Source organism: Ectopseudomonas chengduensis, assembly GCF_900102635.1.
Taxonomy (GTDB): domain Bacteria; phylum Pseudomonadota; class Gammaproteobacteria; order Pseudomonadales; family Pseudomonadaceae; genus Aquipseudomonas; species Aquipseudomonas chengduensis.
Window position 1 is genome coordinate 224572 of record NZ_FMZQ01000002.1, and the last position, 19013, is coordinate 243584.

A 19013-nucleotide genomic window follows, 5' to 3' on the forward strand; every position below is an offset into this window, starting at 1 on the left:
ACTCAATCCCCGTCGTGGGCGTTGAAGCCGATCTGCACGTCGAGCGCCTTGGCCAGCTCGCTTTCCTGCAGGCGGTGCAGGCGATTGAGGCTGTCGTACAGCTCGTTCAGGGCGGTGCGCCCGGCTTCATCGGCGAGCAGCTCACCCAGGGGACTGTCGAGTGCGGCCAGGCGCTGACGGATGTCCTGGTAAGCGGCGTCGATGCGTTTTGCCAGGTCGGCCTGATCCTCACCCAGTAACGATTGAATGCCATCACGGTTGCTGCCGTGCCACAGCAGTTCGGCGTTGGCCAGCGCCGCACCCTGGTTGGCCAGGCTGGCGGCACTGCGCCAGGCTTCGGCCTGGTAAGGCTGGGCGATGCCCTTGCTCTGGCGGCCCATCGGTGCACCGAGCTTCTTCTTCAGGCCGTCCAGGGCGCTGACCTGCACCCGTAACAGTTCGGCGATGGCCTCATTGGCGTCGGCGTAGCGCTCGTTGGGGAACTGCTTCAGCTGTTCGGCCATGCCAGGTTTGGCTTGCCACTCGCCGACGATCTCCGCGGCCAGGGCTTGCTGGTGCTTGCCGATGGCCTGCAACAGCGGGCAGTAGCGGGCTTTCTGCTCGGCCTGGGCGAGGTCCAGATTGGGGTCGAAGAGAATGTATTCGTAGGCGGTCAGGCCCTGCACCACCACGCTGGCATTGGACAGGTCATCCGCGCTCAACTGCGGCTTGTTCTTCAGCAGGGCTTCGACCTGGCGCTGGACCAGGTTCTTCTTGTCTGGCCAGAACTGAATCTGCCAGGCGCGGTTGCCTTCGGCCAGCGGTCCGATCAGCAACGGCTGCAAGCCGGCCCAGGCACTTTGGGCGCCGAGAAAGGCCTGGCGAGCGGTGCTCAGATCGGCGTTGCCGGCGCAGAAGGCTTCGGCATTCACGGCCAACTGGCGATCGGCTTCCTGCCAGCTGCTGTAGGCCGGCAGCAGCACGCCATCGGTCAGCGCCGCGCTGACCTTGGCTTTCGGGTCCTGCTGGCCGCAGCTGACCAGGGCCAGGCCGAGCAGAGAGGCGATCAGGGTTTTGTGCAACATCGCAGGCTCCTTAAAGAGAATTCAGGAAGGCGAGCAGCGCTGCTCGCTCGTCGGCATCGAATTTCAGCACATGCAGTTTGGCCGCTTCGGCCTCGCCACCGTGCCAGAGAATGGCTTCCAGCAGGTTGCGTGCACGGCCGTCATGCAGGAACTGAGTGTGACCATTGACCGCTTGCGTCAGGCCAATGCCCCACAACGGCGTCGTGCGCCATTCGCGACCGCTGGCGAGAAACTCCTCGCGGCCATCGGCTAGGCCTTCGCCCATGTCATGCAGCAGCATGTCTGTATAAGGACGGATCAACTGGTTGGCCAGTTCAGGCTCGGCGGCAGCGGCCGACGTAGTGAAGCTGGGCGTGTGGCATTTCTGGCAGCCGGCCTGATGGAACAGGCTCTTGCCCTTGAGCACCTCGGGGGCATCGACGTCACGCCGGGCCGGCACGCCCAGGTTACGACTGTAGAACAGCACGCTGGCCAGGATATTGTCGCTGACCTCCGGTTCGCCGCCATGGGGCGCGGCCAGGCAATCGGCTTGCGCCGGGGTGCAGTTGTCATGGGGGATCAGTGAACTGGTCAGGCCCATGTCGTTGGCGAACGCATCGGCATTCTGCTGATTGAGATTGGGCTGGCCAGCCTTCCAGCCGAAACGACCGAGCACACTGCGCTGCTGCTGGCGGTCCCAGACCTGATTGGGGCGACCGGAAATACCGTCGCCATCGGCGTCGTCCGGGTCGGCGCCTGCCAGGATATCGGCTTCGGCAATGGCCTCGAGCAGGCCGAGTCCGATCATCGGCGGGGCGATACGCGTGGAGAACAGGGTGTCCGGATGCATGGCGCCATAGCCCAGTTGGCTGATCTGCAGCTCAGGTTTGCGCAGCTCCACCAGGGTGCCATCGGCGAAGCGCACCGGCACGCTGCTGTAGGTGACGCGGACCTTGCCCTCGGGCGCTACGCCGGGGTTGGCCATGTCCTGCAACTGAGTGCCGTAGGTGGGCTCGGCCACCACGCCCTGGCGCTGTAGCAACTCGGCATGCTCGGGGCCGGCCGGCAGTGACAGACGCACCAGCATCGAGGCGGCGCTGACCGCATCTGGCCCCGGCGGATGGCCGCGACCATCCTTGATGTGGCAGTTCTGGCAGGCATTGGTATTGAACAGCGGGCCCAGGCCATCACGTGCGGTGGTGGTGGCTGGCGCCGTGACCCAGGGGTTGCGGAAGAAGCTGTTGCCCACTGCGAAATCCAGGCGACGGCTGGGTGCGAGGTTGGCCGAGGGGAGGGAGAAGGCGTTGTGATCGAACTTGCGCACCGTCGCCGCACCGGCCGAGAGATGTTCACCAGGCTCTGCCTGGGTGAATTCAGGCTGCTGTTCGCAAGCGATCAAAGACAGGGCCAGAAAGGGCAGCAGGCAGCGCTGGAGCGGCGACATCGAGGAACAATCCGAACGGGCAAGAAAGCGGGGCGTCAAGATTAGCAGGCTAACGGAATTTAAATAAGATGGATTAGCGTTAGCCGCGCGCGACCAGAGGTCGCGGGAGTGAGTTGGATGCCAACCCCATTCCTTCCCGGACTTAAGCTTATGCGAGCGCTGCGGCTTCAGGGATTGGTGCCCACTAAGAGCAAGAACGTTCAAGACCTTGCAGATGCGTTTGGCTAAGCTCGCCTGCCCAAGGAGGTTCCATGTCCCGTCAACACGAATTCACCCAGGGCGCCCGCGATATGCTGCCAATGCTGCTCGGCGCCATTCCCTTCGGCATCATCTTCGGTAGCCTGGCAGGCGCTGCCGGGCTCGATCCCTGGCAGACGCAGGGGATGTCCTTGCTGGTATTCGCCGGTTCGGCGCAGTTCATCGCCATCAGTCTGTTGACCGGCGGCGCCGGTATTGCCGTGGTGTTGCTGACCACCTTCGTGGTCAACCTGCGCCATGCCCTGTATAGCGCCAGCCTGCAGCCATATGTGCGCCATCTGCCCAAGCGCTGGCGCATGCCGCTGGCTTTCTGGCTTACCGACGAGGCCTACGCGGTGGTAGTGCAGCGCTACGCGCGTGGTGACAAGGGCGCCTACCGCCATTGGTACTTTCTCGGCGCGGCCCTGGCCATGTACTGCAACTGGCAGCTGTGCACGCTGGTCGGCGTGCTGTTCGGTCAGGCAGTGCCGAACATCGGTGAGTGGGGGCTGGATTTCGCCATGCTGGCGACCTTCATCGGCATCGTCGTGCCGATGCTGCGCAATCAGCCGCAAGTGGCGGCCGCCTTGGTTGCGGGCGCCGTGGCGCTGCTCTGCCATGCCTTGCCCTACAAGCTTGGGCTGATGGCGGCTGCGGCCAGTGGCATCGTCGTCGGCGTGTGGTTGGAGCGGCGTAACCCGGCGCTGCAGGAGGAGTTGCTCTGATGGATATCTGGTTGCTGATTCTGGGGATGCTGGCGATCACCTTCATCACCCGCTACAGCCTGTTCGCGTTCCCTGATCTGCGTTTTCCGCCATTGATCAGGCAGGGGCTGCATTACGTGCCGACTGCGGTACTGACGGCCATTGTCGTGCCCGGCATGCTCATGCCGGACGGACAAAGCTGGGCGCTGAACTGGAACAACGCCTACCTGCTGGCGGGCCTGGCCGCCATTGCCATCGCCGCTTTAACGCGGCATTTGCTGGCGACCATCGGTGGTGGATTGCTGGTGTTCTTTTTGCTGCGCTGGGCGTTTGGGCAACTGCCTATCTGAATGGCGCGGAGCTGGCCTGGTGCGCATGGCGCACCCTAGCCGGGTAGACCGTTGCAAGGCCGCTATACCAGCGCGCTGATCTTCAGATCGCGCTGGCTCAAGCGCAGGTACTGTTGGTCAGCCTTGAGCAGTAGCGCGTGGTCGTCGACGCTCAGTTCTTCATGAGCATGACCTTCGGCCTGGCTGCGGTAGAGGCTCTCACCGGGGCGGCGGCGCAGGCATTGGTAGCGCTGCTGGCGTGGTTCCACCTTGAAGCTGAGCATGTCGATATAGGCGACCTGCATCTCATCACTCTGCCCGGTCTCCAGCGCACTGCGTTGCAGGGCTGGGGTGTGGGTGAAGGGCGAAGCCGAGAGCATGACATGTTGGCATTGCTGCAGATCAGGGCGTGGTTCGCCGTTGAGCAGCCAATTGCCGCGCAGATCACGCTGTAGGCAGAGGTTGCGCTGGCCGTGGTTATCGACCTTGAGCCAGAGGCGGCGGAAGCGCCAGCGCGGATCGCACTCGATCATGTAGTTGGCAACGATGCTGTTGCCCTTGATGACCTGCATAAGGTGGCTGGTGGCCTGGATGCCATTGGCATCCTGACTCAGGCGCAGGGTCTCCACGCCGGGGGTGCACCAGGGTTTCCATACCAGGGTTTGCTGCATCGGTCGACTCCATGCCGAGCGCGAAACAGGAGGGAAGGGCGCTAGCGCGCAGAACACGCTCCCTCGTGTTCCATGTTTGTTGTGGCGCGCAGCATAAAGCGACAGCGATGTGATGTCTGTCAGCTTTTGCTGACAGTTGCGCAGGTTTTTGCGCTATAGATTCAGGCTTTCGGCTTCAGCGGTTGCTGTTCGAACTTCACGCCGTCCAGGCCATGCACCATCAGCGCTCGGATGTTGCCGTGGTCGCTGCCTTGCGGCGTGGCCAGCACGCTGCGGTAGTGCTCGCCGAAGGCACGCAGCGCTTCGTCCTTGCTCAAGCCCTCCAACAGGGCCAGACCCAGAGTCTTGCAGGAGCCTTCGTTCTGTCCGGCCGCGTTCTCCACGTCACCGTTACGAAAGGCGCTGGGCTGATAGTCGTAGTGCGCGGCGACGAAGGCCAGGGTTTCACTGAAGGCGTAGTCATCCTGCTGCAGACGGCTGCGCAGGGTATTCAGAGCGGTCATTCAGGCTTTCCTTTGGCAAATGCGGCTGTCTGCTCGGCCGAGGCTTCTTTCTGATATTTGGCTTTCCAGTCGGCATAAGGCATGCCGTACACGGTCTCGCGAGCCTGGTCGGCGCTGACCTCGACACCGAGGTCGTCGGCAGCGGCCTTGTACCATTTGGACAGGCAGTTGCGGCAGAAACCGGCCAGGTTCATCAGCTCGATGTTCTGCACGTCAGGACGGCTGCGCAGGTGCTGCACCAGTGCGCGAAAGGCTGCAGCTTCCAGTTCGAGGCGTTCTTGCTCGGTCATGGTGGGCTCTCCGGGGATAGGTGGCGGCGATGATAAGAGCCTTGCCGGAGAGCGACAAGCCGCTGTCAGCGATGACCGGCGAGGGTGATGGATACCGACTCGGCGAAACGCAGGGCGTGCGGTTTGTCCACTTCCACTTCGGCATAACGCACGGCCTGATGGGTCATCACCAGGTCGAGGATTTCCTGGGTTAGGCGTTCGAGCAGGGCGAAGCGATTGCCTTCGACATGGGCGATGATCGCCTTGGTGATGGTGCGGTAGTTCAGCGCATGCTCGATGTCGTTGACCTCTACCGCATCGACGGAGGGGTAGAGGATGGTCAGGTTGATCAACACGTCCTGCTTGTTGTTGATCTCTTCTTCCTTGATGCCGATGTAGGTGCGCAGGCGCAGGTCCTTGACGCGGATGCGCGCCATTCCAGGTTCCAGTCGCGGCATTAGTTGTTCCGTCCGATCAATTGCAGGAATTCGTGGCGAGTGTTGCAGGACTCGCGGAAGGCGCCAAGCATCACCGAGCTGCTCATCACCGAATTCTGCTTCTCCACGCCACGCATCATCATGCACATGTGCTTGGCCTCGATCACCACCGCGACGCCGGCGGCGTTGGTCACGCGCTGGATCGCATCGGCGATCTGCTTGGTGAGGTTTTCCTGGATCTGCAGGCGCCGTGCGTACATGTCGACGATGCGCGCCACCTTGGACAGCCCGAGCACCTTGCCGGTGGGGATGTAGGCGACATGCGCCTTGCCGATGAAGGGCAGCAGGTGGTGTTCGCACAGCGAGTACAGCTCGATGTCCTTGACGATCACCATCTCGTCATTGTCGGACTCGAACAGCGCGCCGTTGACGATCTCGTCCAGCGACTGCTGGTAGCCATGACACAGATACTGCATGGCCTTGGCCGCGCGCTTGGGGGTGTCGAGCAGGCCCTCGCGTTCCGGGTTTTCACCGAGGCCTACGAGAATCTCGCGGTATTGCTGGGAAAGAGGTTGGCTCATGGCAGTGTCCTGGGCAGTCGCTTCACTTGAGGTGGCGGCCGCCGTTGAGGGTAAGGGTCGTTCCGGTTACGTAGGAGTTGTCCAGCAAATAGCGCAATGTCTGGTAGAAGGCCTGCGGGCCGGGTTCTATGCCCAGCGCCGATTTGGCCAAAGTCTTGGTGCGGTAGGCGTCGTCATCACCATCGTTGAACATCAGCAGCGCTGGCGCGATGGTGTTGACCTTGATGCGTGGGGCAAAACGCGCGGCGAACGACAACGTCAGGCTTTCCAGGCCCGCCTTGCTGGCGCAGTAGGCGGGGCGATTGGCGCTGCCCTTGCGCACCACGTCATCGCTAACGTGAACGATATCGGCCTGTTCCGACTGCAGCAGCAGGTCACTGCAGTGCAGGTTGATCAGGTAGGGCGCGAGCATGTGCACGCTGAACAGCTGGCGAAACGCATCGGCTTCTTCGCCGGGTGTTTCGGCCAGCCAATCCGAGGCGTTGTGCACGATCGCGCGCAGGCCATTGCACTGCAACTTGACCTGTTCGATGAACGCCATGATGCCGCTCTCATTGCTGAAATCCGCCTGCAGAGCGATGGCGCCGCGCTCACGCAGCCGCGAAATGTCGTCGCGGTTCTGGCGGTAGCTGATGATCACCGGCTGGCCTTCGTCGAGCAGGCGTTCGGCGCAGTAGAGGCCGACCCTCTGGCCGGCGCCGGTGATCAGGATGGGGAAGCTGGCAGCGCTCATGTGCAACTCGTGAGAAAGAAATGAAGGCCTGGCTCGTACCGCCTCGGGATACCTGACCAGTGGCAGGCGCTACTCACCAGACCGTGGATAAAGCTATACCAGAGCTGCAGGTTGTACAACCCTGTGCGACATGTGGTTTTGCTATCAGGCTGAGTGGATTTGCCTATTTTGTTGAGTTTTAAGGGTTTTTACTGAGGGGGTGGAGAAGGGCTTTTTGTACTTTACCTGTACGGATTGATGTTTTTGTACAGATATTGGCTGCTTGTATAACGAAATCGGCCAGCACGAGGCTGGCCGATTGGTAGAAATGGATGCTTTCAGGGCTTGCCGATGCTGGCGGCTCGCCTGCTCAGGCGCTGCGAATAGTTACCTTGTAGCCAGGGTTCCAGCAGGCGAGTGGAAAGCGGAATGAACCAGTATGTCATCAGTGGCGTCAAGGCCAGCGTCGACAGCAGCACGCGGGTGACCAGCGAAAGGTCGACGAGCCAGGGGCCGAACAGCAGGTTGAAGGCCAGGGACACCGGAAAGAATGCCAGCCAGATCGCCACGCTCTGCTTCCAGCGCGGAGGCTGTCGATGGCCGCTGCCGAACCAGGCGTCAAGGCCGACCGCACGCTTCTCCTGCGGTTGGGCAAACAGGCCCGCACCCCGCTGCAGCCAGGCCTGGCGTGAGGCCGAGTGTTCCCAGGAAGCCATGGTCTGTTCGTCGCTGAAACGGAAAACGATCTGGAACTCATCATCGCCGGCAGGCGGTGCCAGTACGCCGGAGCCGAGGTAGCCAGGAAAGTCGGTGGCCAGATGTTCGCCTTCACGCAGCCAGGCGATGAAGTCGTGATAACGACCATTGGCGACGCGGCGCGCCACCATCAGGGTAACGGGGGACATTGTGTATCTCCTCGGGTGTTGCCGTCAGCCGGGGTATGGCGTTGGGCATGGCCGAGCACGGGGTGATGTGCTCGACGAACAATGCAGCAAGGATTATTCCCGTTTTGCGAAAATTAGCCAGCGTCAGCTGATGGTGGGCGTTGGGTCGAGCAGCTGTCGCCCTTTCGGCAGCGAGCCGCACCGTCAGGGTGCGGTAGCCGCGCCAGATGAGGGCGCAGGCGGCAGAACAGTCGGTAGCCCCATTCCAGCAGTGGGCGCAGCAGTCGCCAGCGCAAGGGCGCCACCCAGGCTCCCAGGCCCGCGGCTTCCCAGCTCCAGAGGCTGGCATCGAGGCCCAGCAACCAGGTGCCGTCGGCCCAGCGAGCGTGCAGGCGATTCTGCATAGCAGTAAGAGACAGCCCCAATGGCAGTGGATCGAAGTCCGCGGCAGAGATGTCCACGAGAAGCAGCCGCTGGGGCGATGCGTGCCGGCTGAGTAGACGGATTTCACGCGCGCAGAGCGGGCAGTCGCCGTCGAAATAAAGGGTCAATGGCCAGGCGGGGTTGTGCATGAGGTCGCCTTGTATAATTCTTGCACAATGTAAGCCTGACCAAGCTGGGTTACAATCCCTCTAAATTCGTTGCCATGATGCCCGAAGCCATGCCCGAACTCGCCTCCGTCACATCACTTGCGTCCAGCGCTTTGAAGCAGGAAGAGCTGTTCCCCATCCGCGAGGTTTCTCGCCTTACCGGCGTCAATCCGGTCACCCTGCGTGCCTGGGAGCGGCGTTACGGCCTGATTCAACCGACACGTACCGACAGCGGCCATCGTCTCTACTCGCAGGCCGATATCGATGCGGTGCGCAGCATCCTCGCCTGGATCGAACGTGGCGTTGCAGTCAGCAAGGTCGGCTCGATCCTGGCCAAGAGCGCCAGCAGTCGCAGCGTCGCCACGCCGGCCTACAACGAAGTCAGCAGTGACGACTGGAGCCAGTGGCAGGGCCAGGTGCGTAGCGCGCTGCAGAACTTCGATGAGCCTCGTCTGGAACGTGTGTATGGGCAGATCTTTTCCTGCTATCCGCTGCCGGTGGTGTTCCAGGATATTTTCATGCCGGTCTGGCAGGAACTGCTGCTGCGCCAGGACGAAGTCGGCCTGCGCGGCGAGTGGCTGATGCTCGACGGCTTCCTGCGTGGGCGCTGCTGGCAGCGTCTGCAATTGGGGCGTGATGATTCGCGTGAGCGCGTGCTGCTGGTGGCGCTACCTGGCCACTGCCGGGAACTGGAGTTGCTGGTTGCAGCGTTGCTGCTGGGCAATCAGGACGTCGACGTGTCGGTGATGGGGCCAGGCGTACCCATGACCGATCTGGCCCTGGTCTGTGAGCGCATGCAGCCCCAGGCCCTGGTTGTCTTCAGCAACCAGCCGCCAGGCGAGGAGTTCCCGCGGCAACTGGCGCGCCTGGCGCTGGGTCTGGAGTGTCCGCTGCTGCTGGCCGGTGACAGTGCCGATCTGGCGGAGGAAAGTCTGGCCGGTTCGCCCATTGCTTGCCTGGGTAATGAGGGACGCCTGATGCAGCGTCGTATGCAGCAGTTTCTGGCTGGCCATCTCGATACCTGAGGTGGTCCAGGCTACTGAGCTTCAGCTGACTGCTGCGGTCTGCGACTGTTGTTCGCTGTGCTGTTCGAACAGGTACTGACGCAGAGTTTGCTCATCTTCCGTATGTAGCGTCTGCAGGCTGTAAGCGTAACGCTTCTGGCTGACGCGTCTTGCGAGCCGCGCGCGCAGTTGAACGCGGCGCTCCTGGGGCAAAAGCAGTTGCAGCAACTGATCCTTGGCCGGCGTGCCTGTTTTGCTGTATTCCACCAGGATTCCATTGTTCGATAGCTCCAGCGCCTTCAGGCCACTGGGCTGGTCGCTGTCGTCCAGCAGTGCTAATGCCGTGGGCAGGACAAGACGCCATGGGCGTTCGCTTACCCCTTGTTCGAAGATCAGCGGGGCGCCCAGCTCCAGGCGTGACTGACTGTGGTCGTCTTGGATCAGGTGCAGGGGGAAGCTCAGATGCTGATTGTCGGTATGCGTATCCAGGCTTAGCTGTTCTTCGTTGCCCAGGCGAGCCAGCAGCTCACTGAGTCGTTTGCCCAGAGCCAATGGCGGTGCTGCGTTAGGGCGCCGCTTTTGCGGAGGTTTGAAGAGGATCTTCTGGATGAAATCCAGTTCGTCCTGAGTCAGCAGCGGATCGCTTTGCATGGGATAATACTGCACGGGGTCAAACCCATCTGACTGCGCTGGCGAAGGATAGTTTTATCCGTTCGTCAGCTTTTCAGGCGCGCCAGCTCTGCCTTCAGCTCGGCGACCTCTGCCTCCAGCTCACGCACTCGCTGCTTGGCTTCGACCTGTTCGGTAACATCCTTCTGGATACCGATGTAGTAGGTCAACTGGTCGCTTTCGTTCAGCACCGGAGTGATCGATAGCTCGTTCCAGAACGCGCTGCCGTCCTTGCGGTAGTTACGAATGATTTGTCGGCAGGGCTTGTTCGCCTTGACCGCTTCGCGAATGGCCTGCAGGCCGAGCTGTGCACGGTCAGTGCCCTGCAGGAAACGGCAATCCTGATAGAGGATGTCATCGCAGGGGTAGCCGGTCAGGCGTTCGAATGCCGCGTTGGCGTAGATCAGAATATTGTCTTCGCCCTCCTGCTCGGCCACCACGATCCCATCGTTAGAGGCGTCGACTACCAGTTGCAGCAGTTTGGCATTGATCATGAGTCCGGTTCCGCGATGGATATGGGCTGCATTCTAAAACATCGGGTCGGGCTGTCCACTTGCGGCATAATGCGCGGCGTTTTTCCTGTTTCCGGAGTTGTCATGAAAGTCGCCATTCTCTCGGGCTCGGTCTACGGTACGGCCGAAGAAGTCGCTCGCCACGCCGAGCGCCAGCTCAAGGCCGCCGGGCTGGACGCCTGGCACAAAGCGAACGTGAGCCTCGAGGAGCTGCTGGCCTTTGCGCCGGACGCCTTCCTTACCGTCACGTCCACCACTGGCATGGGTGAGCTGCCGGACAACCTGCTGCCGCTGTACAGCGAAATCAGAGACCGTTTGCCGGCCTGGAGCGGCAAACCGGCTGCGGTGCTGGCGCTGGGCGACTCCAGCTATGACACCTTCTGCGGCAGCGGTGAACTGATGCGTGAGCTGTATGCCGAGCTAGGCCTGCGCGAAGTGGTGGAAATGCTGCGCCTGGACTCCAGCGAAACCGTCACGCCTGAAACCGATGCCGAACCCTGGCTGCAAGCCTTCGTGGCGGCGCTGAAGGCCTGACGTGCACCCGCGCGCTCGCCAGTTGATCGACAGCCTCGGGCTTGCCGCGCATCCCGAGGGCGGTTACTACCGTCGCCTGTTCGTTTCGGCGCAGCGCGATGCTCAGGGTCGGGCGGCTTCCAGTGCAATTCTGTTCCTGCTGCCGGGTGGTGCGGTCAGCCGCTGGCATCGGGTCGACGCCGACGAGCTGTGGCACTTTCACGAGGGCGACCCTCTGCAGTTGTTGGTAGCCGATACCCCCAACGCGGTGCGTTGCGAGTTGCTCGGGCCGGTCAGTGAGGGGCAGATGCCGCAGCGCGTGGTAGCGGCCCATGCCTGGCAGGCGGCGCGCTCGACGGGCGCCTATACGCTGGTCGGTTGCACTGTGGCGCCGGAGTTCCAGTTCGAGGGCTTTCGCCTGCTGGCCGATGATGCCGAGGCTCAGGCGCAGTGGCCGCTGCTGGCGCAAGATTACCCCGAGCTGGTTTGACCGGCGATAAAAGCGGCGAATACCTGCCTATCGCACCGCGGCGCGCCAGCGCCGTGACCCGCAAAGCCATCAAGATGGCTGCCAGGGCAACTACCGCCAGCGACGCGCCTGGCTAGACTGCGGACACCACCGACCAACAAGAATATCGAGGTGACCGCCGTGAATGCTCCGCTGAAACTCCCTGCCGTGAAGAATCTGGTTTCCGAGGCCGAATGGCGTGCACGCGTCGACCTCGCCGCCTGCTACCGGCTGATCGCCCTCTATGGCTGGGATGATCTGATCTTCACCCATATCTCTGCCAAGGTACCGGGTACGGAAGATTTCCTGATTAACCCCTATGGCCTGATGTTCCACGAAATCACGGCGTCGAGCCTGGTCAAGGTCGACCTGGCGGGCAACAAGCTGATGGACAGCCCGTTCGACATCAATCCAGCCGGTTACACCATTCATAGCGCCGTGCACGAGGTGCGCCACGACGTCGGCTGCGTGCTGCACATTCACACCCCGGCGGGCATCGCCGTGTCGGCGCAGAAGCAGGGCTTGCTGCCCCTGTCGCAGCAATCGCTGTTCGTCCTCGCCAGCCTGGCCTACCACGGCTATGAGGGCGTGGCGCTGAATCATGATGAGAAAGCGCGGCTACAGGCGGACCTGGGCGACAAGAACTTCATGATCCTGCCCAACCATGGGTTGCTCACTGCTTTCGGCGGCATCGCCGACGCCTTTCTCGGCATGTTCATCCTGCAGCGTGCCTGCGAGATCCAGGTCATGGCGCAGAGCGGCGGTGCTGAGCTGATCCACATTCCGCAGCAGATTCTCGACGGCGCGCGGGCAATGATCGCCGGCGTGATGAAAACGCCGCAGGGCATGGGCGGCGCGTTGCCCTGGCCAGCGCTGCTGCGCAAGCTGGACCAGCAGATGCCAGGTTACGACCAGTGAGCGAGCTGCCTGGCATTGCCCTGGACGAATGGCGCGCGCTGGGGCAGGCGCTGGACTTTCGCGGCCACTCGATTCGGTACTGGGTTGCCGGTGACGCTGCGGCCGAGCCGCTGTTGCTGATACATGGCTTTCCCAGCGCCAGTTGGGACTGGCACCGCCTGTGGGCGCCGCTGGCCGAGCGTTACCGGGTGATCGCCTGCGACATGCTTGGCTTCGGTTACTCGGCCAAGCCGCGTGGGCATGCCTATAGCTTGCTGGAACAGGCCGATCTGCAGCAGGCACTGCTGACCCATATTGGAGAACGGCGCCCGCTGCATGTGCTGGCTCACGACTATGGTGACAGCGTTGCCCAGGAGCTGATCGCGCGGCATCAGGAGGGGCAACTGCAGCTGGCGAGTTGTGTGTTCCTCAACGGCGGTCTGTTCCCCGAAACCCATCATCCGGTGCGGGTGCAGAAGTTGCTGCTCGGGCCGCTTGGTCCGCTGATCGGGCGGTTGTTCTCACGGCGCAAGCTGGCACAGAGTTTCGCCCGCATCTTCGGCCCGCACACCCAGGCCAGCGAAGCCGAACTGGATGCCCTGTGGCAACTGGTGGCGTACAACAACGGCCCGGCGGTGATGCATCGTCTGATTCGCTACATGCCCGAGCGGCGCCAGCAACGGCAGCGCTGGGTCACGGCGATGCAGGCCACGACGCTGCCTATGCGGGTGATCGATGGCGCCTTCGATCCCATCTCCGGTGCGCATATGGTGGCGCGTTACCGTGAGTTGATCGCAGACGCCGACACCGTTCTGCTCGACGGCATTGGCCATTATCCGCAGCTGGAGGCGCCGGCTGAGGTGCTCGAGCATTACCTGCAGTTTCGCGACGCAAGGAGCTCGCATGCGTAGACGTACCCTGCTCAAAGGCGCTGCGCTCGGTGGAGCCGCTGCACTGGGCGCCGGCTTCTGGGCCTTGCCTGCCGGGCCGCGGCCGGCGGTCGTCAGCCTGGAGGGCGCGCGCCAGGTGCTGGCGGATCTGCAAGGCAAGACGCTGCAGAGCATTCGCGGCTGGAGCCCGAGCGAAGTATTCAATCACTGCGCGCAAAGCATCGATTATTCCATCGACGGTTATCCCGAACTGAAACCGGCCTGGTTTCGCCATAGCCTCGGGCCAGCCGCGTTCGCCGTGTTCAGCGCGCGCGGCGCCATGCGTCATCCGCTGGATGAGGCAATTCCCGGCGCAGCCGCTCTGATCGAGCCAGCCGATCAGGCCTTGGCCTTGCAGCGACTGCAGGTGGCTTTTGAGCGTTTTGCCGATTACCAGGGTGCGCTGCAGCCGCACTTCGCCTATGGCGCGTTGGAGCATGGCGAATACGCCGAGGCGCACGTGTTGCATCTGTACAACCACCTCAGCCTGATTCGTATTGCCTGAGCGTACGCGAGGATGAGCGGGTCAGCGTTGCGATAATTTTTGTCGAACCTCCGGCGCCGTGAGTGACTCAGTAACTGTGTCACTCACAGGAAAGTCGAGGTTACTCATGAACAACATGAACAAGAAATTATCTGCATTGCTGCTGAGCGGGATTCTGGGTGCGATGGCATTGCCGGCCTTTGCCGGTAGCGATAACGATGCGCCGGGTACTCCTGGGCCCACCACGCCGACCACACCGGGGGACAGCAATCCGATGAATCCGGCCGATGACGGTGAGGGCATCCCGCCGGTGCAGGGCCCCAACACCGATGGCAACCCCGGCGGTGACCGGGGTGGTTCGGGTGATGGCAGTGGTTCCGGCTCGGGTTCCGGCACCGGTAACTGAGCCGTATAAGGTCGCATTATCGGCCGTCATTCAGCAGCCCCGCGCGCCTTGTGAAGCGCGCGGGGCTGCCTGACACTCGGTGCATTCAAACCTGCCCGAGGAAGCTGTCGATGAGCGATGCCATCCGTTTCGAAGATCAAGTAGTCATAGTCACCGGTGCTGGCGGTGGCCTGGGCCGCGCCCATGCACTGCTGTTCGCTCGTCATGGCGCCAAGGTGGTGGTCAACGATCTCGGCGGTAGCACCCATGGTGAAGGGGCCAACGCTTCGGCGGCCGACAAGGTGGTGGAAGAGATTCGCGCCTTCGGTGGTACTGCAGTGGCCAACCATGACTCGGTCACCGATGGCGACAAGATCGTGCAGACGGCGCTGGATCATTTCGGCCGTATCGATGTGCTAGTCAACAACGCTGGCATCCTGCGCGACAAGAGCTTCCACAAGATGGAAGATGCCGACTGGGATCTGGTCTACAGGGTTCATGTCGAAGGTGCCTACAAGACCACTCACGCGGCCTGGCCTCACTTGCGCGAACAGAACTTCGGCCGGGTCATCTTCACCTCGTCGACCTCCGGCATCTACGGCAACTTCGGCCAGAGCAACTATGGCATGGCCAAGCTCGGCCTCTACGGGCTGACGCGTACACTGGCCATCGAAGGGCGCAAGAACAATATCCTGGTCAACGCCATCGCACCGACCGGTGCCACGCGCATGACCGAAGGGTTGATCCCGCCGCAGGTGTTCGAGCAACTCAAACCCGAGCTGGTCAGCCCGCTGGTGGTGTACCTCGGCAGCGCCGCCTGTCAGGACACCGGCGGCCTGTACGAAGTCGGCGGTGGCTGGGTGGGCAAGGTGCGCTGGGAGCGCAGCCTGGGCGCGGGCTTCGATCCCAAGGCCGGTTTCAGTCCCGAGGATGTCGCGGCGCAGTGGCAACGTATCTGCGATTTCGAGGGCGCTGCGCACCCGGCCGACAACGTCGAGGCGCTCAAGGAGATGATGGCGAACCTGCAGAAGTACGCGCTCTAGACCATATGCGAGCGCTGAAAGGCCGGCAGTGATCATCTAAAACGCTCAATGCGGCGTTTCGTAGGAGCCCCGCCCCAGGGCGAAGCTTTACCAGTCCATGCCGCCCTGGTTCGCGGCGGGGCGCCGCTCCTACACCGTCGGTGTATCGACGCTTGACTGTTTGCTGAGTAGTACCCGGCTGTTACCTGTCGGAGGAAATAGGGGCGAATAATGGCATTCGTTCCACCTACCTTCAGGAGACGATCATGGCTGCCAAGAAGATTCTCATGCTGGTCGGCGACTACGCCGAGGACTACGAAACCATGGTGCCGTTCCAGGCGCTGCAGATGGTCGGCCATACCGTGCATGCGGTTTGCCCGGACAAGGTAACCGGCCAGACGGTACGCACCGCCATTCACGATTTCGAGGGCGACCAGACCTACAGCGAGAAGCCGGGGCACAACTTTGCGCTCAACTTCGATTTCGCCAAGGTCCGTGCCGAAGATTACGACGCTCTGGTCATTCCCGGTGGCCGTGCTCCTGAATACTTGCGCCTGAATGCCGACGTCATCGCCCTGGTGAAGGCCTTCACCAAGGCCGACAAGCCCATCGCTGCCGTCTGCCATGGTGCCCAGCTGCTGGCGGCGGCCGGGGTGCTGGAGGGACGTGAGTGCAGCGCCTATCCTGCTTGTGCGCCGGAAGTGACGTTGGCCGGCGGCAAGTACGTGGAAATCCCGGTGGACCAGGCGCACGTGCAGGGCAAGCTGGTCACCGCGCCGGCCTGGCCTGCGCATCCAGCTTGGCTGGCGGCGTTTCTCAAGGTGCTGGGGACTGAAATCCGCTTGTAGCTAACGTGGCCCGGATGCAATCCGGGCGCATCATCGCCGGCATTCACGCACTGACTGCACCGGGCTATGGCGCGGGCAAGACGTAGGGCGGGTGCAACCCGCCAGTCCATACGTGGCGGGTTGCACCCGCCCTACCTTTCAGGAGCACGACCGATGTGCGAACTCTATGTGAAGGCCGATCCGATTCTCTACGAGTCGCGCTCACGTTCATTGCGCATCCGCGGCGTGGTTACCACGCTGCGTCTGGAAAATCAGTTCTGGGACATCCTGCGTGAAATCGCCGAAGTCGATGGCATGACCACCAACCAGCTGATCGCCAAGTTGCATGACGAGGTCATGGATTTTCGCGGCGAAGTGGTCAATTTCGCCTCGTTCCTGCGTGTCAGTTGCACCCGCTACCTGGCACAGAAGGCCGGGCGTCAGGTGCCGCTGAGGGTGGTTGGGGCGAGCGGCTGAGTCACTGGTACATCCAGAAGTTCGGGTGCTCCTGCACGGTCGCGGTGGTCGGCTGCTGGCTTGGTTGGGATTGCTGGAAGAAACGTTTGATCAGGCTCATGCGAAGTTACTCCTGTAATGGCTGTTGAACAGGTGCGCATGATTGGATAAACGCTTCGATTGATAAAACGGATTGTCTCTATCTTGATGATTGGGTATGGCTATATCTGATCATTGAGGCTCGCCATCGCGATCACTCAAGCAAGGCTGCCGGGACGCCGGGGCAAGCGCACGCTGACACGCAGACCGCCGAGCGGCGACTCATCAAGGGCGATACTGCCCTGATGCAATTCAACGACGCGGCGCACGATGGACAATCCCAGCCCGGCGCCCTGGCCTTCACCAACGCGGAAGAAGCGTTCGAACAAGCGCTCGCGTAACTCCGCTGGTACACCTGGGCCACTGTCGAGTACCTGCAGCAGCAGGTCCTGAGTGGTGGCCTGCAGCTGTACCTGAATGCAGCCGCCCGCCGGGGTGTACTGCACGGCATTGCTCACCAGGTTCTGCAGCAGGATAGCCAGGCTGGGGGCATCCGCCGGCAGGTGGTAGTCGCCTGGTTCCTGAGCGTCGAGAATCAGCTCCTGGCCGCGATTGAGCGCCAGTGGTGTCAGTTCGGCCAGCTCGCCACGCAGGAAGGCCAGCAGGTCGAGGTGGTCCATGTTCAGGCGGATGCTGTTGGGGTCCAGGCGTGCCAGCGTCAGCAGTTGCGCGACTACGCGGGTGGCGCGGTCGACACCGCTGCCCAATTGCCTCAGCGCCTCTTCACGGTCGCCGGCATCCGGTGCTTCCAGTGCGTTCTGCGCATGAATGCGCAGCACCGCCAGCGGCGTACGCAGCTCGTGGGCGGCATCGGCGATGAAGCGCTTTTCCTGTTCCAGCAACTGGTTGACCTGCATCAGCAGGCGGTTGAGCGCGGCGGCCATCGGCTCCAGTTCGTTGGGTAACGTCGGGAAGACCAGCGGCGCCAGGTTGTCCGGGGCGCGGCCGCGAATGGCATCGGCCATGCGCTTGAGCGGATACAAACCCCACCCCACGGTAAGCCACAGCAGCAGGCCGACGATGGGCAGACCGATCAGCAGCGGTTGCAAGCTGCGTCGGGCGATCTTGCCGATCAGCTCGCCGCGCACGTCATCGCGCTCGCCCGCCAGCACCCAGTGGTAGTCGCGACTGTCATGCAGCACGAACACGCGCCAGCGATGCTCGCCGATGTTCAGCGTGTGATAACCGATCAGATAGCGGGCCAGTTGCGCCAGGCGTTCACGCATGGGCTGGTCATCGTTGGGCAGAGCCAGGCCGAGCTGCTCGATCATGTTGTTGAGCAAGCCGGGCGGGGCGCTGGCGGACTGGAACAGCAGCTCACCATCGTCGTCGAGCATCTGGAAGGCCAGCTTGCCTTCGTATTCGTGGCCGAGCAGGTTGTCCGGGTTGCGCGCGTTGTGCAGCAGCAGCGCCTCGTCGAGCACGGCCTGCATCTCGTTGCGTTCACTTTCACTCAGGTCATGGCGCACCAGACCCATGAGCAGGCGCGCGGTCTGCGACAGCTGGGCGTCGAACAGCTCGCGCACTTCATGCACCGAGTCGTTGTAGATCTTGTGGCTGATCAGCCCGAAGCTGGCCGCGACCAGCAGCAGTAGCAGGGCGAGCAGGCGGGTACGGATGGAACCGAAGGTTTTCAGCAGCCTCATTTGTCCACCAGATAACCGACGCCGCGCACGGTGCGGATCAGCTCCGGGAAGAATTTCTTGCGCAGGTGATGCACGTGCACCTCCAGGGCGTTGCTTTCCACTTCCTCATCCCAGCCGTAGAGCGCTTGTTGCAGTTTGTCGCGGGTCAGCACACGACCGGGCTGAATCAGCAACTCGTGCAGCAGGAGAAACTCCTTGCGCGGCAGGTTGATGACCTGGCCCTGGTATTCGACCACCTGGCTGGCGGGGTCGAGACTGATGCCGCGGTATTCCAGCGCCGGTTGCGGGCGCTGGAAGCTGCGCCGCAGCAGAGCACGTAGGCGTGCCTTGAGCTCGGCGACATCGAAGGGCTTGACCAGGTAGTCGTCGGCGCCAGCATCGAGACCCGCAATGCGGTCGCCGGTGGCGTCACGTGCGGTGAGCACCAGCACTGGTACCGGGTTGGCCGCTGCGCGCAGGTGCTTGAGCACCTGCAGGCCGTCCATGCGCGGCAGGCCGAGGTCGAGAATGGCCAGCTCGAAACTCTCGTGGCTCAGCGCATGCAGCGCGCTGGCGCCGTCCTGCAGCCAGTCCACGGTGTAGCCTTCGGGTTTCAGCGCGGTGCGAATGCCTTCGCCCAGGGCCTGATCGTCTTCGACGAGAAGAATGCGCATGGTCA

Annotated in this window: 26 protein-coding genes; 12 read left to right on the top strand and 14 right to left on the bottom strand. The window is 62.5% G+C overall.

The window, feature by feature from the left end; translation table 11 throughout:
• Window positions 1-2: 2 nt before the first annotated feature.
• Complete coding sequence (locus tag BLS08_RS05620; RefSeq protein ID WP_017675032.1) at window positions 3-1064, bottom strand: imelysin family protein; 1062 nt, start codon at window positions 1062-1064, stop codon at window positions 3-5.
• Window positions 1065-1074: 10 nt separating this feature from the next.
• Window positions 1075-2487 carry a di-heme oxidoreductase family protein gene (locus tag BLS08_RS05625; RefSeq protein WP_017675031.1) on the bottom strand — a complete coding sequence of 471 codons (1413 nt, stop codon included), beginning with the start codon at window positions 2485-2487 and terminating at the stop codon, window positions 1075-1077.
• Between the two features lie 251 nt (window positions 2488-2738).
• Between BLS08_RS05625 and BLS08_RS05630 the strand changes: the two genes are divergently transcribed.
• Window positions 2739-3449: an AzlC family ABC transporter permease gene (locus BLS08_RS05630; RefSeq protein ID WP_017675030.1), complete on the top strand. Its 711-nt coding sequence runs from the start codon at window positions 2739-2741 to the stop codon at window positions 3447-3449.
• Window positions 3449-3778: an AzlD domain-containing protein gene (locus BLS08_RS05635; protein ID WP_017675029.1), complete on the top strand. Its 330-nt coding sequence runs from the start codon at window positions 3449-3451 to the stop codon at window positions 3776-3778. Before BLS08_RS05630 ends, BLS08_RS05635 begins: the two co-directional genes overlap by 1 nt.
• Window positions 3779-3840: 62 nt before the next feature.
• Here BLS08_RS05635 and BLS08_RS05640 read toward each other — a convergent pair whose 3' ends face one another.
• The 8 genes from BLS08_RS05640 to BLS08_RS05675 form a co-directional block, all read right to left on the bottom strand.
• A complete protein-coding gene (locus BLS08_RS05640; RefSeq protein WP_017675028.1) occupies window positions 3841-4428 on the bottom strand; it encodes a putative glycolipid-binding domain-containing protein in 588 nt (195 codons plus the stop codon).
• 161 nt (window positions 4429-4589) lie between these two features.
• Window positions 4590-4931 carry a HopJ type III effector protein gene (locus BLS08_RS05645; protein ID WP_017675027.1) on the bottom strand — a complete coding sequence of 114 codons (342 nt, stop codon included), beginning with the start codon at window positions 4929-4931 and terminating at the stop codon, window positions 4590-4592.
• Complete coding sequence (locus BLS08_RS05650; protein ID WP_017675026.1) at window positions 4928-5221, bottom strand: DUF1244 domain-containing protein; 294 nt, start codon at window positions 5219-5221, stop codon at window positions 4928-4930. Before BLS08_RS05650 ends, BLS08_RS05645 begins: the two co-directional genes overlap by 4 nt.
• A gap of 65 nt (window positions 5222-5286) precedes the next feature.
• Window positions 5287-5658 (bottom strand): dihydroneopterin triphosphate 2'-epimerase, encoded by a 372-nt coding sequence (gene folX, locus BLS08_RS05655; RefSeq protein ID WP_026088390.1) that lies wholly within the window; start codon window positions 5656-5658, stop codon window positions 5287-5289.
• On the bottom strand, window positions 5658-6218 hold the full coding sequence (folE, locus tag BLS08_RS05660; protein WP_017675024.1) for a GTP cyclohydrolase I FolE: 561 nt from the start codon (window positions 6216-6218) through the stop codon (window positions 5658-5660). Before folE ends, folX begins: the two co-directional genes overlap by 1 nt.
• A 22-nt stretch (window positions 6219-6240) precedes the next feature.
• Window positions 6241-6951, bottom strand: coding sequence for a dihydromonapterin reductase (gene folM, locus BLS08_RS05665; RefSeq protein WP_017675023.1), 711 nt, complete (start codon window positions 6949-6951; stop codon window positions 6241-6243).
• Window positions 6952-7268: 317 nt separating this feature from the next.
• Window positions 7269-7835: an antibiotic biosynthesis monooxygenase gene (locus BLS08_RS05670; protein ID WP_017675022.1), complete on the bottom strand. Its 567-nt coding sequence runs from the start codon at window positions 7833-7835 to the stop codon at window positions 7269-7271.
• A gap of 113 nt (window positions 7836-7948) precedes the next feature.
• On the bottom strand, window positions 7949-8386 hold the full coding sequence (locus BLS08_RS05675; RefSeq protein ID WP_017675021.1) for a thiol-disulfide oxidoreductase DCC family protein: 438 nt from the start codon (window positions 8384-8386) through the stop codon (window positions 7949-7951).
• Between the two features lie 89 nt (window positions 8387-8475).
• On the opposite strand from BLS08_RS05675, the gene BLS08_RS05680 reads away from it, so the two are divergent.
• A complete protein-coding gene (locus BLS08_RS05680) occupies window positions 8476-9429 on the top strand; it encodes a MerR family transcriptional regulator (protein WP_026088389.1) in 954 nt (317 codons plus the stop codon).
• 21 nt (window positions 9430-9450) lie between these two features.
• On the opposite strand, the gene BLS08_RS05685 is transcribed toward BLS08_RS05680, so the two are convergent.
• Window positions 9451-10059: a hypothetical protein gene (locus BLS08_RS05685; RefSeq protein ID WP_017675019.1), complete on the bottom strand. Its 609-nt coding sequence runs from the start codon at window positions 10057-10059 to the stop codon at window positions 9451-9453.
• A 65-nt stretch (window positions 10060-10124) separates the two neighbouring features.
• On the bottom strand, window positions 10125-10571 hold the full coding sequence (locus BLS08_RS05690; RefSeq protein WP_003462439.1) for a PAS sensor domain-containing protein: 447 nt from the start codon (window positions 10569-10571) through the stop codon (window positions 10125-10127).
• A gap of 102 nt (window positions 10572-10673) precedes the next feature.
• Between BLS08_RS05690 and BLS08_RS05695 the strand changes: the two genes are divergently transcribed.
• The 9 genes from BLS08_RS05695 (at window position 10674) to BLS08_RS05735 (ending at window position 16631) form a co-directional block, all read left to right on the top strand.
• Window positions 10674-11123: a flavodoxin gene (locus BLS08_RS05695; RefSeq protein WP_055986836.1), complete on the top strand. Its 450-nt coding sequence runs from the start codon at window positions 10674-10676 to the stop codon at window positions 11121-11123.
• A 1-nt stretch (window position 11124) separates the two neighbouring features.
• A complete protein-coding gene (locus BLS08_RS05700; protein ID WP_055986833.1) occupies window positions 11125-11592 on the top strand; it encodes a cupin domain-containing protein in 468 nt (155 codons plus the stop codon).
• Between the two features lie 159 nt (window positions 11593-11751).
• Window positions 11752-12528 carry a class II aldolase/adducin family protein gene (locus tag BLS08_RS05705; protein ID WP_122983571.1) on the top strand — a complete coding sequence of 259 codons (777 nt, stop codon included), beginning with the start codon at window positions 11752-11754 and terminating at the stop codon, window positions 12526-12528.
• Window positions 12525-13418 carry an alpha/beta fold hydrolase gene (locus BLS08_RS05710; RefSeq protein WP_055986830.1) on the top strand — a complete coding sequence of 298 codons (894 nt, stop codon included), beginning with the start codon at window positions 12525-12527 and terminating at the stop codon, window positions 13416-13418. Before BLS08_RS05705 ends, BLS08_RS05710 begins: the two co-directional genes overlap by 4 nt.
• The gene (locus BLS08_RS05715; protein ID WP_055986827.1) at window positions 13411-13941 is read left to right on the top strand and encodes a DUF1569 domain-containing protein; all 531 of its coding nucleotides are present in this window, start codon (window positions 13411-13413) and stop codon (window positions 13939-13941) included. The genes BLS08_RS05710 and BLS08_RS05715 overlap by 8 nt, the downstream gene beginning before the upstream one ends.
• Window positions 13942-14047: 106 nt before the next feature.
• Window positions 14048-14326: a hypothetical protein gene (locus BLS08_RS05720; RefSeq protein WP_003462424.1), complete on the top strand. Its 279-nt coding sequence runs from the start codon at window positions 14048-14050 to the stop codon at window positions 14324-14326.
• Window positions 14327-14436: 110 nt separating this feature from the next.
• Window positions 14437-15348, top strand: a complete 912-nt coding sequence (locus BLS08_RS05725) for an SDR family oxidoreductase (protein WP_021490249.1) — start codon at window positions 14437-14439, stop codon at window positions 15346-15348.
• Between the two features lie 245 nt (window positions 15349-15593).
• Window positions 15594-16175 carry a DJ-1/PfpI family protein gene (locus tag BLS08_RS05730; protein WP_021490248.1) on the top strand — a complete coding sequence of 194 codons (582 nt, stop codon included), beginning with the start codon at window positions 15594-15596 and terminating at the stop codon, window positions 16173-16175.
• 153 nt (window positions 16176-16328) lie between these two features.
• Window positions 16329-16631: a ribbon-helix-helix domain-containing protein gene (locus BLS08_RS05735; protein WP_017675012.1), complete on the top strand. Its 303-nt coding sequence runs from the start codon at window positions 16329-16331 to the stop codon at window positions 16629-16631.
• A 236-nt stretch (window positions 16632-16867) separates the two neighbouring features.
• On the opposite strand, the gene BLS08_RS05740 is transcribed toward BLS08_RS05735, so the two are convergent.
• Together BLS08_RS05740 and BLS08_RS05745 are read right to left on the bottom strand one after the other, a co-directional pair.
• Window positions 16868-18355, bottom strand: a complete 1488-nt coding sequence (locus BLS08_RS05740; protein WP_055986824.1) for an ATP-binding protein — start codon at window positions 18353-18355, stop codon at window positions 16868-16870.
• Window positions 18352-19008, bottom strand: a complete 657-nt coding sequence (locus tag BLS08_RS05745) for a response regulator transcription factor (RefSeq protein WP_055986821.1) — start codon at window positions 19006-19008, stop codon at window positions 18352-18354. Before BLS08_RS05745 ends, BLS08_RS05740 begins: the two co-directional genes overlap by 4 nt.
• Window positions 19009-19013 lie beyond the last annotated feature (5 nt).

Excerpts from the sequence above, each read along its gene's own strand:
- BLS08_RS05620 (WP_017675032.1), bottom strand. The coding sequence starts at position 1,064 with ATGTTGCACAAAACCCTGATCGCCTCTCTGCTCGGCCTGGCCCTGGTC.
- BLS08_RS05625 (WP_017675031.1), bottom strand. The coding sequence starts at position 2,487 with ATGTCGCCGCTCCAGCGCTGCCTGCTGCCCTTTCTGGCCCTGTCTTTG.
- BLS08_RS05630 (WP_017675030.1), top strand. The coding sequence starts at position 2,739 with ATGTCCCGTCAACACGAATTCACCCAGGGCGCCCGCGATATGCTGCCA.
- BLS08_RS05635 (WP_017675029.1), top strand. The coding sequence starts at position 3,449 with ATGGATATCTGGTTGCTGATTCTGGGGATGCTGGCGATCACCTTCATC.
- BLS08_RS05640 (WP_017675028.1), bottom strand. The coding sequence starts at position 4,428 with ATGCAGCAAACCCTGGTATGGAAACCCTGGTGCACCCCCGGCGTGGAG.
- BLS08_RS05645 (WP_017675027.1), bottom strand. The coding sequence starts at position 4,931 with ATGACCGCTCTGAATACCCTGCGCAGCCGTCTGCAGCAGGATGACTAC.
- BLS08_RS05650 (WP_017675026.1), bottom strand. The coding sequence starts at position 5,221 with ATGACCGAGCAAGAACGCCTCGAACTGGAAGCTGCAGCCTTTCGCGCA.
- folX (WP_026088390.1), bottom strand. The coding sequence starts at position 5,658 with ATGCCGCGACTGGAACCTGGAATGGCGCGCATCCGCGTCAAGGACCTG.
- folE (WP_017675024.1), bottom strand. The coding sequence starts at position 6,218 with ATGAGCCAACCTCTTTCCCAGCAATACCGCGAGATTCTCGTAGGCCTC.
- folM (WP_017675023.1), bottom strand. The coding sequence starts at position 6,951 with ATGAGCGCTGCCAGCTTCCCCATCCTGATCACCGGCGCCGGCCAGAGG.
- BLS08_RS05670 (WP_017675022.1), bottom strand. The coding sequence starts at position 7,835 with ATGTCCCCCGTTACCCTGATGGTGGCGCGCCGCGTCGCCAATGGTCGT.
- BLS08_RS05675 (WP_017675021.1), bottom strand. The coding sequence starts at position 8,386 with ATGCACAACCCCGCCTGGCCATTGACCCTTTATTTCGACGGCGACTGC.
- BLS08_RS05680 (WP_026088389.1), top strand. The coding sequence starts at position 8,476 with ATGCCCGAACTCGCCTCCGTCACATCACTTGCGTCCAGCGCTTTGAAG.
- BLS08_RS05685 (WP_017675019.1), bottom strand. The coding sequence starts at position 10,059 with ATGCAAAGCGATCCGCTGCTGACTCAGGACGAACTGGATTTCATCCAG.
- BLS08_RS05690 (WP_003462439.1), bottom strand. The coding sequence starts at position 10,571 with ATGATCAATGCCAAACTGCTGCAACTGGTAGTCGACGCCTCTAACGAT.
- BLS08_RS05695 (WP_055986836.1), top strand. The coding sequence starts at position 10,674 with ATGAAAGTCGCCATTCTCTCGGGCTCGGTCTACGGTACGGCCGAAGAA.
- BLS08_RS05715 (WP_055986827.1), top strand. The coding sequence starts at position 13,411 with ATGCGTAGACGTACCCTGCTCAAAGGCGCTGCGCTCGGTGGAGCCGCT.
- BLS08_RS05720 (WP_003462424.1), top strand. The coding sequence starts at position 14,048 with ATGAACAACATGAACAAGAAATTATCTGCATTGCTGCTGAGCGGGATT.
- BLS08_RS05725 (WP_021490249.1), top strand. The coding sequence starts at position 14,437 with ATGAGCGATGCCATCCGTTTCGAAGATCAAGTAGTCATAGTCACCGGT.
- BLS08_RS05730 (WP_021490248.1), top strand. The coding sequence starts at position 15,594 with ATGGCTGCCAAGAAGATTCTCATGCTGGTCGGCGACTACGCCGAGGAC.
- BLS08_RS05735 (WP_017675012.1), top strand. The coding sequence starts at position 16,329 with ATGTGCGAACTCTATGTGAAGGCCGATCCGATTCTCTACGAGTCGCGC.
- BLS08_RS05740 (WP_055986824.1), bottom strand. The coding sequence starts at position 18,355 with ATGAGGCTGCTGAAAACCTTCGGTTCCATCCGTACCCGCCTGCTCGCC.
- BLS08_RS05745 (WP_055986821.1), bottom strand. The coding sequence starts at position 19,008 with ATGCGCATTCTTCTCGTCGAAGACGATCAGGCCCTGGGCGAAGGCATT.